The sequence below is a fragment of the Streptomyces monashensis genome (genome assembly GCF_001866665.1).
GTDB lineage: Bacteria > Actinomycetota > Actinomycetes > Streptomycetales > Streptomycetaceae > Streptomyces > Streptomyces monashensis.
Map to the genome: position 1 here is coordinate 1 of NZ_MLYO01000057.1, position 12,797 is coordinate 12,797.

Genomic DNA, 12,797 nt, shown 5'->3' on the forward strand with positions numbered 1-12,797 from the left:
CTGCGGACCATCTTCGAACAGCCCGACACCGACGCCGTCCAGGCCCAGATGCGGCATGTCCTCGATGCCCTGGAGGCCAAGTTCCCCAAGGCCGCAGCCCACTTGGACGCCGCCCAGGGCGACGTGCTGGCCTTCACTGCGTTCCCGCGCGAGATCTGGCGGCAGATCTGGTCGAACAATCCCCAGGAACGACTCAACAAGGAGATTCGACGCCGCACTGACGTCGTCGGCATCTTCCCCGACCGCACTGCCCTGATCCGCCTGGTCGGCGCGGTCCTGGCCGAGCAGAACGACGAGTGGACCGAAGGCCGCCGATACATGGGACTCGACCTGCTGGCCAAGGCTCACCTCCACCCGATCGAGTCAGAAACCGACGACACCGTCCTCCCGACGGAACTCACCACATAGCCTCAAAGAAGAGATCGCCGAGTGGCCGTCGATACACCACTCCCGCGGACGTGACCCGAGACATGATCGTTGAGCGCACCCGAGCGGGTCTGGACGCTGCCAAGGCTCAGGGTCGGACTGGTGGGCGGCCCACTGTCATGGATGCTGACAAGCTCGCTGCGGCCAAGGCTCGCAAGGCCAAGGGAGAGAGCGTCACGGCCATTGCCAAGGCACTTAAGGTGTCCCGCGCAACGCTGTACCGGGCGCTTGCCGACACGGAGTGACCCGGCCCGACTTGAGAGACCGCCTACCCGATGTGGTGGACGGTCTTTCTCATGTCTGGATAACGGGGGTAGGTCAATCTCTGGGCCAAGGCGCTCCGTGGACCCAGCCCCCATGGTTACGCGCGTTTCCGCGAAATAGACACCCGGGGGGTCTGGGTCAAAATGGACATCATTTCGGGATCAGCTGCCTGGTGTTCGGCGAGCAGCACGGCGACTTCCGGCACGGCGGCGAAATCGTGCAACCGGCGGAGGATCCCCCGGCCGGCCAGCCAGCCTCGACTGGCGGCACCGCTACATGTCCGATCGAACAGGGCCGGTATTGTTGCGCTTTTGGCCATCCAGGCTGTGCTCCACTACCGGAGGTTGATCGTGGCAACGGACGTCTGGGGAGTGCTGGACGAGAAGCAACGTCTTCCATGGGTGTTCGCACCGTTCGAACGCGTTGGGCCTCTGGAGTTCGGCATGACGCATGAGCAGGCAGAGGCGGCAGTTGATGGCGTCCTGCAGACCGCTCTCCGGGAGGGTTCTCCCGGCAACGAAGTGCGGGCTGACTTTCGGCTGGGAGATCGACTGGATGCCAGGTTTTCCGGGCCAGCGGTAACCGTGTACTACGACCGGTCGATCGGCCTGGCAGGCATCGCAGTTAACGCGCTGCGCGGCCCACAGGTGACCCTGGACGGGATAGGCCTCGTGGGTCAGGTGCCATCACGCCTGGAGGATGAGTTCACCGACTACCTTGAGGCACGCAATAGGGACCTGCAGTACTCGCAGTACGCCGATCCGTGCTCGGCCCAGCTTGGACTGGTGCTTCGGGCCCAGCGGGCTGGCGACCTCGTGCTGAGCCGCCCTGTGATGGTGGCCGAAGCATGGGCCGACCGTTGCTGGGACACGACAGAGGGCTGCATCCCCCGACAGGAGTGGAAGACCTTCGAGTGGTGAGCGCTGCCAGGCCCCTCCCAAGGGTAGGTCTGCCGAAGAGCCCCCTCTCGTGCCCACGCCAGCCATGCCTTCCTCCAACATCACCCCCCTCGCGCGAGGTCGCCGTACTTCCACAGGTCAAGGGGGCTGGCGTCCAGTGCGCGGGGATGCTGAGCCGGTCTGCTGGTAGGGGATCAGCGGGTCGCGTGGCTCGCATCGCCGCAGGTCAATGCCTATGTGCTTACCTTGACAGCTTCATGATCTTCACTACGCTCCTGGCACCATCCTGGCCCAGTCCGCCCCGCCCGGCCCGGCCGGGGCGCCCTTCTCGGCCTCCGCGGCGCCCCGCTCGGCCCCGCCGGCACCCCTCTCGACGGTCCGGGGCCGGGCAAAACCGGGGGAACCCCTGAGGGACCCCGGGGCCGCCCCGCTGACGGCCCCTTAGGGGATGTCACAGGTCGGCCGCAAAGGCGGGCCCGGATGCCCGGGCCGGGCACGTCACTCTCCGGGACCAGGTACGTTCGACGACGTGGCTGGATTCAGGATCGGACGCGGGGGCCGGGACAACCGCACCCCCCAGGGACAGCAGGTACCGCAGGCACCGCAGGGGGCGCCGCACGGCCGCCCGGGACGGCGGTACGGGCAGCCGTCGGGGCCGTCGTACGGCTACCCGTCGGCACCGCAGCCGCCGTACCCGCAGGCGCAGCAGCAGTACGGCCGCCCGGGCCCGTCCTACGGTTACCCCGGCCCGGGCGAGGACGGCCCGGAGTACTTCGGCGACGGCGGCTACCAGAGCGCGCCCGGCGCCGGACGCGGAGGGCCGCACGATCCGTACGCGACCGACAACCCGGGCCACACCCAGGCGTTCTCGGTCGACGAGGCCGCCGGCTACACCCAGGGCTCGACCTACCAGGCCGGCTCGGCCGCCGCGCCCGCCGCCCCGCTCGGCCCGCCCCTGCACTGGAAGGAACTGCTGAAGGGGATCATCACCTCCCCCAACCAGACCTTCCTGCGCATGCGGGACTACACGATGTGGGCGCCCGCGCTCATCACGACGTTCCTCTACGGCCTGCTCGCCGTCTTCGGCTTCGACACCGCCCGCAAGGACGCGATCAACTCCCCGTTCTCCACCACGGTGCCGATCGTCCTGATCACGGCGGTCGTGATGGTGCTGGGTCTGTTCGTCCTGGGCGTGGTCACCCACACCCTGGCCCGCCAGCTCGGCGGCGACGGCGCCTGGCAGCCGACGGTCGGCCTGTCCATGCTGATCACGGCCCTCACGGACGCGCCCCGCCTGATCGTGGCCATGTTCTTCGGCGGCGACGCGAGCTTCGTCCAGCTCCTCGGCTGGGCCACCTGGATCGGCGCGGGCGCCCTGCTGGCCCTGATGGTCGCCCGCTCCCACGACCTGCCCTGGCCGAAGGCACTGGGCGCGTCGGCGATCCAGCTGATCGCCCTGCTGTCGATCGTGAAGCTGGGCACGTTCTAGTCCTCGCACAGATGAAAGGGCCCCGGCGCCATGGCCGGGGCCCTTTCCCGTACTTCTGGTGCTGCGGGCTCAGGCGTCGAGCACCTGTCCGGCCCGCTTCACGACGGGCGCGAGGACACTCCACGGGAAGTTGATCCAGTCGTCGGTCCGCTTCCACACGTACTCGCACTTCACGAGGGAGTGGGACTTCTCATAGATCACCGCGGAACGCACCTCGGCGACGGTGTCGAGGCAGAAGTCGCGCACGAGCTTCAGCGTCTTGCCGGTGTCCGCGACGTCGTCGGTGATCAGCACCTTCTTGTCGGAGAAGTCGATCACGTTGGGGACGGGCGCGAGCATGACGGGCATCTCCAGGGTGGTGCCCACCCCGGTGTAGAACTCCACGTTCACGAGGTGGATGTTCTTGCAGTCCAGCGCGTAGGCCAGCCCGCCGGCGACGAACACCCCGCCCCGGGCGATGCTGAGCACGATGTCGGGCTCGTACCCGTCGTCGGCGATGGTCTGCGCCAGCTCGCGCACGGCGTCGCCGAACGCCTCGTACGTGAGGTTCTCCCGCACGCCCTGGGTCTCACTCATGCTGCTGCTGCCCTCACACCTGGGTCCGATGGAAATTGACGTAGGACCGCGAGGCGGTCGGCCCGCGCTGCCCCTGGTAGCGGGAGCCGTAGCGCTCACTGCCGTACGGGAACTCGGCGGGCGAGGTCAGCCGGAACATGCACAGCTGGCCGATCTTCATCCCCGGCCAGAGCTTGATCGGCAGCGTGGCGAGGTTGGAGAGCTCGAGCGTGACATGACCGCTGAAGCCGGGGTCGATGAACCCGGCGGTGGAGTGCGTGACCAGCCCGAGCCGCCCCAGCGAGGACTTCCCCTCAAGTCGCGACGCGAGATCATCGGGCAGGGAGATGACCTCGTACGTCGAGGCGAGCACGAACTCCCCGGGGTGCAGGATGAACGGCTCGTCGCCCTCCGGCTCGACCAGCCGGGTCAGGTCGGGCTGCTCGACCGAGGGGTCGATGTGCGGGTACCGGTGGTTCTCGAACACCCGGAAGTACCGGTCCAGCCGCACGTCAACGCTCGACGGCTGCACCATGGATTGGTCGTAGGGATCGATCCGTACCCGCCCGGCGTCGATCTCGGCCCGGATGTCCTTGTCTGAGAGAAGCACGTAGCGAGGATACGCAAGGCGCGCGGAGCCGTGACAATCGTGACGACTCCGCGCGCCAGGGATACTGCCCGCGCCGCCTCCGCGACGGCGCCCCGCCTCTTCCTTCGCTTTCCCTCGCTACCGCTGCTTCTCCAGAGCGACCGGCACCACACTGCGGAGCCGGCCGCACCGGGGACACCTCATGAGCCGACCGGGGCCGAGCCGCTCGGCCTGCTGCATCGGGAACGAAGCGGCGCTGAAGACGTGCCCGTCCGCACAGCGGACGACGGTGCGTTCCATCAAGTCCCTTAAGTCCCTTCCCCAAGAGCCTCGTCGGGCGTGACTGCCCCGACGACAAAAGGCACATTACGGGATCAAAGAGACGACCCTCCAGGCGGCGCTCCGGCCCCGCCCGGGCCCTCCTCCATGCCTCCACGGTACGCCCCAACTCCGGCCACCCGCAGCCGGATCCCACCCCTGAAACAGACTCAGACCCCTGGGCCGGGGCACCAGGGGTCTGCGATGTTGTACAGTGAGCATCGTCCGGACCTCGACTCCCCGAGCCGACCCGTCCGTACTTACGCGGGTGTAGTTTAATGGTAGAACATCAGCTTCCCAAGCTGAGAGCGCGAGTTCGATTCTCGTCACCCGCTCCATGAGAAACTCCCAGGTCAGAGACCCGGGGGTTCTTTGTTGTCTAGACCGGTGGTAGGGTGCCGCACCACTAGCGCACCATGAGCCTGCCGAAGACTCCGGCTTGTGGTGTGGACGGTTGTCCTTGTGGTGCTTCGCACGTTCGGCGCGGACCATGTCGTCGAGGCCGGCGGAGACCTCGCGCTGACGCTCGTCGTCGGAGTGCTGGTAGATCATCGCGGCTTTCTCGGAGGACCGGTCCGCGCGGACTATCGTGTCCTTGAGGGTGGCGCAGGAGCGGGTCGAGAGCGTGTGCCCGGTGCGACGAAGGTCGTGGAAGCGGAAGCCGTCCGGCAGGCCGACGGCTGGACACGCCCGCCGCCACTTCCGTCCAAAGGAGGTACGGCGGAGGGCGCCCCCTGCCCACCGACGAACAGAAGGCCGTCCGGTCCCTTCTCAGCGAACCAGTCGAGGTGCCGCCTCACGTCCTTATGGAGAAAGGCCGGGAGGACGACAGTGCGGACACCGGCATCGGTTTTGGTCTCGCCGGGAGCCCGCTTGCCGTTGGTTCGTTCCGGATCACCAAGTTGTCGAGGCCGACATCCCGACGGCGGAGGCCCGCCAGTTCCTCCGGGCGCATCGGGCCGTACGCGCCGAGGTAGACCATGAGCCGCCAGCGGATCCCGACCCTGTCCGCAGGCCAGCAGGCGGTCAACCGCTCCCACGCCAGGATCCGGGCCTTGGCGAACAGGCCGTCGCCACCCTCAGGTCCTGGCGGCTCTTGCGGAAGCTGCGCTGCTCGACCACCCGCATCACAAGCTTCGTTCAGGCCGTCCTCTGCCTGCATCACGCCAGCTCAGACTGACGTTGGAAAAGGCTCCATGACGTACGCCGACGACCGTATCGAAGCCTGCTCGACGAGGGAGTCCGCGACAAGGTCTACCCCGGCGCCGTGTGGGCCGTCGGCGACGCCACCGGCATTCGCCTCAAAGGCGTCGCCCGCGACTTCTCCGCCCGCCGCCTGGGCGGCATCTGCGGGTACCGTCGGCGCCTTCACCGTCCTCGACGACCTGACCGCCTTCCTGCGCTACATGCTCGACAGCCCCATCACCGGCCGCGGACCGCGGACCGATATCCGCAATGCCTTCCGAGGACTCGCCTTCAACGAGTGCTGTAACCGGGATGGTTCACCGTGACCGGAAGGCGGCTCGCGGGACGAGCGCACGCGAAGCTGCTGGTATTACTGGGGCATGCAGGAAGAGATTGCACGCTCCGCGATCGACACGTTCATCTCCGCGTTCAACGCCTCGGACGACAGCTATGTGACTGCCCTGCTCTCCCAGGCTCTGACCTCAGACGTGGTCTTCTGGGGGCCGTTGGGTCGCAGCGAAGGAATCGCGGCGGTCGAGCGGTTCGTGCTGGACATCCGGCGCCACCCGGCGGGGACCGGCACGATGGTGCGCTGCTCGGCGGTGGACATGCCTGACGAGTGGGCCCGGTACCAGTGGGTCTTCACCACGCCGGACGGAGGTCCCCGCCTGGCGGGAACGGACGTCGTCCATCTGCGGCGGAGCCTCATCGACCAGGTCATCGTCTTTGCGGGGGAGATCGAGCCGTTCGCCTCCTGAGCCATCCTTCTGTCGCTGTCCTTCTCCTGAACTCGCCCCCGTCGGCGCTCGGGGGCTGCGGTTCGCGGTTGGTCAGGCTGCGGTGTCGAGGGGGCGTCCGCCCCAGCGGATGCCCTTCTCGCTGCGGACGCGGGCGCGTTCCTTGCGTGAGGCGGTGAGTACGCCGGGGTGGCGGGCGTTGGTATGAACCGCAACGCCGCCCGGCGTCAGCTCGGCAACCGTCTCGCCGGCATCCTCCACGGATGCCTCAAGACCCGCGCCCTCTACGACGAGGCCACCGCCTGGTCACACCACGCAACCCTCCCAGCCACAGCTTGACGCCGCTACGGCATGGGATGTCTGACATCGCCGAAGCCGGCAGTCGGACGCGCCAGGGCCCCTCAAGGCCGAGCCGCGCCGAGGCGGAACAGGGAAAACGGGCCGCGGCCGGCTGCCGTGACCCGTCTTCCTTCTCCGTGCCGCCGAAGGGACCCCACGTCCCCCTCAGACTGGCGGCTCCCCGTGACCCGACGGGGTTGGAGCCTTGTGTCACTCAGCTCGCGCTGAAGGCGCTGATGCCCTCGGGGGTGCCCCAGCCGGTCGGACCGTCGTAGCCGGGCCCGGCGGTGCAGAAGTACGACGTGGAGCAGGTGCCGTTGCTGCCGCTGGTCACGTCGTTGAGGGCGGAGGTGCCGGCCGCGTTGTACGGGTACTGGGCCGGGTAGTCGCCGCTGCCCGGGGTGCCGGCCAGCGCGTAGACGGAGGCGATGATCGGCGAGGAGGCGCTGGTGCCGCCGTAGGTGTTCCAGCCGCTCGCCTGGTAGGTGTCGTAGACCGAGACGCCGGTGGCGGGGTCGGCCACGGCCGAGACATCCGCGATCATGCGGTTCGAGCAGCCGCTGTCGGTCTGCCAGCTGGGCTTGGGGTCGTTGGCCGAGCAGCCGGAGCCGGTGCCCTCGGTGCTGGAGGTGTGCCAGACGGACTCGCTCCAGCCGCGGCTGCTGGAGTCCTTGGACAGGGCGGTGCCGCCGACGGCGGTGACGTACTGGGAGGCGGCCGGGTACTCGGCGCCGTAGGCGCTGTCACCCGCGCTCGCGGTGATGGCGACGCCCGGGTGGTTGTAGTACGAGGAGTCGTACGTCGTGTCGGAGGAGGACTCCGCGCCGCCGTAGCTGTTGGAGACGAACTTGGCGCCGAGCTTGACGGCCTCGTTCACCGCGGTGCCGAGGTCGGCTTCGGACGCCGAGCTGGCCTCGACGAGCAGGATGTTGCAGTTCGGGCAGACCGCGCTGACCATGTCGAGGTCGAGCGACTCCTCACCGGCCCAGCCGCTGTCGGCGGTGGGGAGGTTGGACGACGAGCCGTCCTGGCCGACCTTGCTGAAGCAGCCGCTGCCGCTGGTGCAGGCCGGGAGGCCGTACTGCGAGCGGTAGGTCGCGAGGTCGGACTCGGCGTTCGGGTCGTCGTAGGCGTCGACGATGGCGACGGTCTCGCCGGAGCCGTTGGCGGAGGCGGCGGAGGTCAGGCCGTAGGCCGACTGGAGGTCCGAGGGGCCGTATCCGGTGGGCGAGTCGGAGGAGGCGCTCGGCTTGATGGTCTTGGGCGCGATGCCCTTCAGGGCCGCCTGCTTCTCCATGAAGGCGGTGGTGCCGCCGGTGACGCGGAGTGCGTTGCAGGCGGCGAAGCCCTTCTTCGGGGTGGCGCCACATGCCCGCGTGTACTGCACGTGGGCCTTGGCGACCTGGGCTGCGATCGCCTTGGAGCTCACCTTGTGGCTCGTGCCGGCGGTGTCCGCGCTCGCGTGGGCCGCGGTGCCGAGTCCGGCGATGACGAGCGCGGCGGTGGCCGCTGCTGCCGAGCCGACGCGGCGCCATCTGCCGCGTATGTGGGGGGAATTGGGGGTGGTCGTACGCAAGGTACAGCCTCCTGGAAGTGGTGGACAGAGGCGTGCGGGTGTGGGGGTCCACCGATGGGTGACCGGTGGGGGCGGCGGCCCGCGACGACCATCGCTTTGTTGAGTACGCGACAACAAGGAGCCTTGCGAAATCCTGACCGCCCCATTGCGCAAGGGGTTGTGTGCTTACTGACCAGTGAATGAAGGATGGATGTTGACTGGCTGAAACTTGACCCTGTGCACGGTGCGCGCGGGCCTGCGCTACGCGCGTTAAGCAGCGTGTCCGAACCCGTTCGGTTGTCGAGGGCGAGGTATGCCCGAAGGTGTTTGCGTGGCACGTTCGTTTGCGTCATCGCCGGGGTGGGTGCGGTTCTGTCCCGCCCAGGGGATTTCGACTCCCGACGCAGCCGTCGCGCTCCTCGCTCCCCGGAAGGGCCCATAGGGGCGCGCTGATGCTGGAAGAAGCCGAAGAGATCGGCCGTCGCGCACGCCGCGCACGGCTCCGTCTCGGCATGACGCAGGCCGACCTCGCTGCCGCCCTCGGCACGACGCAGGGGTGGGTCTCCACGATGGAACGCGGCCGCATCGAACTCGACCGCGTCGGCCTGCTCAATCCGCTCTGCGGGTACACCCGAACGGCTTGATCGGACGGCCGTACGGTGCCGGGGTCTCCCGGCGACCGCTCGCCCGCGGCCGGGCTGGGGAGGATGATTCAGATGCCTTCCGCCGTCACATGCGCGATGACGCGCCTGACGTATTCCTCGCGGTGCCGAAGCAGTTCAGCACTGATGAGGATGCGGTTTGTGCTGATGGGGAGGAACAGGGTGCCGGTGATGGGCAGCGCGGTCACCTTGAGCCGGAATCCGCCGAGGCGGGTACCGGTGGTCCTCTCGTACTCGCGCACGGCGTCCCTCATGCGCGGAGCACCACGCCCCGGACGGCTTGCGTTCGCGACGTCGCGTTTGCGTTCGGCGCTCCACAGGCGGACGACATCACGGTTGTCCTCGACGATGCGGCCGAGCAGGCCGCCCGGAGACAACGGAACCGCCGATTCGTCCTGCTCCGAGGCTGCCAGTGCGCGTTCCCACCACCGTAGCCACTCGGCGTCAACGCCTCTGTCGCTGTGCACAGTTGCATCGACGGCCAGGCTCGGCCGCGCCACGACGGCCGGTAGGCCCAGCGGGTCACGGATGCCGAGCGCGTCGCGGACTGCCAGGGCAGCGGCCAGGTGGTAGGAGTACCCCAGGGCTACTTCCCACGGCGCGCTCGACACCGATCCCATGAGTCTTCCTTTGTCTCAGACGATCTCTGCGCTGTCGGTGGGGCCGCCGCTCGAGCAGATGTCGCCGTCCCACAGGAGCGCGTCACTGGAGGGGGAGACCCCCGCGGTCTCCCAGCCGGGTCCGCCGGCGTTCGCGTCCCACTCGCCCTCCCAGGACGAGTCGAATGCCAGCCCGCCGCCCCACGAGTAGGTGTCCGAACCGTAGTCGTCGGACCTGCTCGCCTGCCAGTGATAGGCGACCGCGTCCTCGTCGAGATCGAACCCCGTCTGGATCTCCATGTTGTAGCCGCCGACCGGATGTACCCAGATGTACGAGTCGCCGCAGTCCCCTTCGACGACGTCGTCGGGGTGGACCTTCGCGCGGTACGGACTTCCGTCGGGGTTGATCGCCTTGGGCGTCGGTACCGTGTGCTGGCTGCCGTCGGGTGCGGTGACGACCTTGAAGCCATGGGCTTTCGCGAGCTTCGCGTTCACCCCGGTCACCCGCATCTTGACGACCTTCGCGCCCTTGGGCGGCGCGTGCAGCGGTGTGTGACCCGCGTGAACTCGCAGCCCTGCGGGTCCGACGTGATGGGCAGACGGGACTGCTTCGGCGGTGCCGATACCGGCACCAGTGAGCGCGGACGCCGCAAACACCGCGACGAGTGCGCGCGTGAACATGGCACGCTTCATTGCTGTTTCCCCCTATAACCGCCGCGGGATCTCACCCCGGGTCAGTTACCCGGTGCCCCACAGCAGACGTGCCGACAATATGGCCAATAGCGGCACATGTTCCTCATCTCTCTCATGGTTGACTGATTCAGGCCAGAGGAGGGGCTCATTCCGGGGTGTTGCCACGGCGGACAGGCCAGGGCGCTGGACGGCGCACGGACGCAAACGCGGATCTGCCCGGCCTGGCCGAGGGATCCCCCGTGGGTGACCTCGGTCGGGCCTGCAGAACGTTGACAGACCCCAGGCCCTCCGCCGTCCTGCACCATTCGCCGTGCCGCGATCCGCGGCCAGAGGGAAGCGGGAAGCGGGAAGCGGTCGGGGCGAAGAAATCCGTGGATCTTCGCGGCAACCTTTTCGGCCTCTGGGACCACTCAGTGTTGTCCGGCCGGGTGGTCCGGTCAGATGGAACGGCTGAAAGAGAGCACAGACATGCCCCTTGAACGAGAGCACAGACATGTCCCCGGCCCACCCACGTCCTCGGTGGCGTCCCGCGCCGGCGGCCACCGTGCCGACGGCCACGCCCGCGGTGGTCGCCCGAGGCATCGTGGCCGTCGGTTGCTCGCGCGTCGGGGCCTCTGGGCGGGTCTCGCCATGGTGGTCGTGGCCGGCTCGGCTGTCGTGGTCAGCCAGGCTTCGGCGCAGCAGAAAACCCTGGATCTGAAGAAGTGGTACGTGCTGGTCAACCGCAACAGCGGCAAGGTGCTGGACGACCGCGCCTTCGCCACGAAGGACGGCGCGGCGGTGGTGCAGTGGGCGCGCCACGGCGGGGCGAACCAGCAGTGGCGGTTCATCGACGCGGGTGACGGGTACTACCGGCTGCAGAACCGGAACTCCGGCAAGGTGCTGGACGACCTCGGCTGGTCGAAGACCGCCGGCTCCGCCCTCGTGCAGTGGAAAGATCTGAACGGCACCAACCAGCAGTTCGAACTGGCCAAGTCGCCGGACGGCTACGTGCGTTTGGTCAATCGCTTCAGTGGCATGGCTGTCGATGTCCACAACGCCGCCAAGGCCGACGGGGGCGGCGTCGTCCAGGACCGCGACCGGGGCGGCGCCGATCAGCAATGGCAACTCGTCCCGGCCGGGAGTCTCGGCGGCGCCGGTACGCCCACCGCGCCGGGCGGCAGCGTTCCCACCGGCCAGGCTCCGAGCGGCTCGCGCCCGTCGTCGCCGTCTTCTCCCGCAGCCGGTGGCGGCAGCTCGACGACACGTTTCATGGGCAGCAGCACGGTGTTCATCGGCGGCTCGATGTCCGACGCCTCGGCGGCCGCCGCGCCGTTCGACGTGCGCTACGCCTATGTGCACAGCCAGCCCGCGCCCTCGTCGGCCTACTATTCGGCAGCGCGCTGCCAGGACGGGTGGTCGAGCTGGTGGGGCTGCTGGACCGGCAGCACCACAGCGCCGGGCACTTACGTGACCTATCGGGATGCCCAGGCGGCCCAGGCGACGTACAAGGGCAGCCCGCGCCCGCAGAAGATGCTCTGGACCTGGTACTCGTTGCGCGACCTCGGGGATGCGGCAGGCCAGGGCGACGGCCCGGGCGAGGTCAAGGCCATCAACAGGGCGGACCTGCTCACCCGGTACCTGAACGACTACCGCTTCTTCCTCCAGAAGATCGGCACGTCGCACGACGCGATCGACCTCGAACCCGACTTCTGGGGCTACGTCCGGTCGCTCGGCAATCCACACCAGGTTCCCGCACAGGTCACGGGCGCAAATCCGACGGACTGCGGATCGCAGGAGAACAGCGCCACCGGACTCGCCCAGTGCCTGATCTCGATGGCGCACAAGTACGCGCCGAACACCGCCGTGGGACTGCACCTTTCCTGCTTCGACTGGCAGACCAACACGCAGGCATGCGTCAAGGACTACGCGAACCTCGGGGCGAAGAACGCCGACTTCCTGGTCACCGACGTGTCGGACCGCGACGCAGGCTGGTACGCACAGCCCGCCCACGGCGGCAGTGACCACTTCTGGAACGACCAGAAGGCCGCCGCCGCGCTCGGGTTCTACAAGACGATGGCCGAGTCCGTGGGCAAGCCGGTGGTCCTGTGGCAGATCCCCGTGGGTAACATGGCACAGAACAACACCCTGAACCACTACAAGGACGACAAGGTGGACTGGTTCTTCGCACACATGGACCAGGTCGCGAACGCCCACGTCGCCGGCCTGCTCTTCGGTCCAGGGCAGCAGGAACAGACCACGGCCGAGTCCGACGGCGGAAACCTGATCCGCAAGACCATCGCCTACCACAACTCAGGTGGCACAGCGCTCAAGTAGGCGAAGGCACGAATGCGCCCCCATCTGCCCGATGGGGGCGCATTCGTCTTCTTCGCCGGGCTGCGGACTTCTCCGGTCTCTGCCGGACAAGCCCCGCCGGGCCTCCGTCTGGTCCCCGAACGACTGGAACCCCAGCCGATGCACGGATGGGGTTCCTCGAGGCGGTGAGTA

General features: G+C 68.2%; 14 protein-coding genes, 1 tRNA gene and 3 pseudogenes. 10 read left to right on the forward strand and 8 right to left on the reverse strand.

The genetic code is table 11. The annotated features are described in order from the left end of the window. The 4 genes from BIV23_RS30990 to BIV23_RS31000 all read left to right on the forward strand — a co-directional run. A partial coding sequence (locus BIV23_RS30990; protein ID WP_177240098.1) for a transposase occupies positions 1 to 408 on the forward strand: 408 nt, incomplete at its 5' end. 62 nt (positions 409 to 470) lie between these two features. Continuing rightward, complete coding sequence (locus BIV23_RS47105; protein ID WP_079173500.1) at positions 471 to 671, forward strand: helix-turn-helix domain-containing protein; 201 nt, start codon at positions 471 to 473, stop codon at positions 669 to 671. Between the two features lie 369 nt (positions 672 to 1,040). Next, a complete protein-coding gene (locus tag BIV23_RS52360) occupies positions 1,041 to 1,610 on the forward strand; it encodes a hypothetical protein (protein ID WP_245790710.1) in 570 nt (189 codons plus the stop codon). 427 nt (positions 1,611 to 2,037) lie between these two features. Continuing rightward, positions 2,038 to 3,078 (forward strand): Yip1 family protein, encoded by a 1,041-nt coding sequence (locus tag BIV23_RS31000; protein WP_177240099.1) that lies wholly within the window; start codon positions 2,038 to 2,040, stop codon positions 3,076 to 3,078. 69 nt (positions 3,079 to 3,147) lie between these two features. On the opposite strand, the gene BIV23_RS31005 is transcribed toward BIV23_RS31000, so the two are convergent. From BIV23_RS31005 to BIV23_RS50635, 3 genes are all read right to left on the reverse strand, one after another. Beyond that, positions 3,148 to 3,654, reverse strand: coding sequence for a phosphoribosyltransferase (locus tag BIV23_RS31005; RefSeq protein WP_071384303.1), 507 nt, complete (start codon positions 3,652 to 3,654; stop codon positions 3,148 to 3,150). Positions 3,655 to 3,667: 13 nt separating this feature from the next. Continuing rightward, positions 3,668 to 4,243 carry a dCTP deaminase gene (gene dcd / locus BIV23_RS31010; RefSeq protein ID WP_071375215.1) on the reverse strand — a complete coding sequence of 192 codons (576 nt, stop codon included), beginning with the start codon at positions 4,241 to 4,243 and terminating at the stop codon, positions 3,668 to 3,670. Between the two features lie 117 nt (positions 4,244 to 4,360). Next, on the reverse strand, positions 4,361 to 4,522 hold the full coding sequence (locus tag BIV23_RS50635) for a hypothetical protein (protein WP_177240100.1): 162 nt from the start codon (positions 4,520 to 4,522) through the stop codon (positions 4,361 to 4,363). A 282-nt stretch (positions 4,523 to 4,804) separates the two neighbouring features. On the opposite strand from BIV23_RS50635, the gene BIV23_RS31015 reads away from it, so the two are divergent. Beyond that, a tRNA-Gly gene (locus BIV23_RS31015) sits at positions 4,805 to 4,878 on the forward strand. 130 nt (positions 4,879 to 5,008) lie between these two features. Here the strand turns inward: BIV23_RS31015 and BIV23_RS52365 are convergent. Next, a pseudogene (locus BIV23_RS52365) lies at positions 5,009 to 5,552 on the reverse strand (tyrosine-type recombinase/integrase); the annotation flags it as partial. On the opposite strand from BIV23_RS52365, the pseudogene BIV23_RS47115 reads away from it, so the two are divergent. From BIV23_RS47115 to BIV23_RS31020, 3 genes and pseudogenes are all read left to right on the forward strand, one after another. Beyond that, positions 5,527 to 5,720 (forward strand): annotated as a pseudogene (locus tag BIV23_RS47115) (IS5/IS1182 family transposase); the annotation flags it as partial. The pseudogenes BIV23_RS52365 and BIV23_RS47115 overlap by 26 nt on opposite strands. Before the next feature lie 16 nt (positions 5,721 to 5,736). Continuing rightward, positions 5,737 to 6,051 carry a hypothetical protein gene (locus BIV23_RS52370; RefSeq protein WP_245790711.1) on the forward strand — a complete coding sequence of 105 codons (315 nt, stop codon included), beginning with the start codon at positions 5,737 to 5,739 and terminating at the stop codon, positions 6,049 to 6,051. A 54-nt stretch (positions 6,052 to 6,105) separates the two neighbouring features. Next, positions 6,106 to 6,483, forward strand: a complete 378-nt coding sequence (locus BIV23_RS31020; RefSeq protein ID WP_071384304.1) for a hypothetical protein — start codon at positions 6,106 to 6,108, stop codon at positions 6,481 to 6,483. A gap of 72 nt (positions 6,484 to 6,555) precedes the next feature. On the opposite strand, the gene BIV23_RS50645 is transcribed toward BIV23_RS31020, so the two are convergent. After that, the gene (locus BIV23_RS50645) at positions 6,556 to 6,723 is read right to left on the reverse strand and encodes a hypothetical protein (RefSeq protein ID WP_177240097.1); all 168 of its coding nucleotides are present in this window, start codon (positions 6,721 to 6,723) and stop codon (positions 6,556 to 6,558) included. 292 nt (positions 6,724 to 7,015) lie between these two features. Next, positions 7,016 to 8,377 carry a S53 family peptidase gene (locus BIV23_RS31025; RefSeq protein WP_071384305.1) on the reverse strand — a complete coding sequence of 454 codons (1,362 nt, stop codon included), beginning with the start codon at positions 8,375 to 8,377 and terminating at the stop codon, positions 7,016 to 7,018. A 431-nt stretch (positions 8,378 to 8,808) separates the two neighbouring features. Between BIV23_RS31025 and BIV23_RS31030 the strand changes: the two are divergent. Continuing rightward, positions 8,809 to 9,020 (forward strand): annotated as a pseudogene (locus tag BIV23_RS31030) (helix-turn-helix domain-containing protein); the annotation flags it as partial. A gap of 48 nt (positions 9,021 to 9,068) precedes the next feature. On the opposite strand, the gene BIV23_RS50650 reads toward BIV23_RS31030, so the two are convergent. Further along, on the reverse strand, positions 9,069 to 9,638 hold the full coding sequence (locus BIV23_RS50650; protein ID WP_071384307.1) for a hypothetical protein: 570 nt from the start codon (positions 9,636 to 9,638) through the stop codon (positions 9,069 to 9,071). A gap of 15 nt (positions 9,639 to 9,653) precedes the next feature. Continuing rightward, entirely contained in the window at positions 9,654 to 10,298 is a 645-nt protein-coding gene (locus BIV23_RS31040) for a hypothetical protein (RefSeq protein ID WP_071384308.1), read from the reverse strand. 642 nt (positions 10,299 to 10,940) lie between these two features. On the opposite strand from BIV23_RS31040, the gene BIV23_RS31045 reads away from it, so the two are divergent. Next, positions 10,941 to 12,626: an RICIN domain-containing protein gene (locus tag BIV23_RS31045; protein ID WP_071384309.1), complete on the forward strand. Its 1,686-nt coding sequence runs from the start codon at positions 10,941 to 10,943 to the stop codon at positions 12,624 to 12,626. The last annotated feature ends 171 nt before the right edge of the window (positions 12,627 to 12,797 follow it).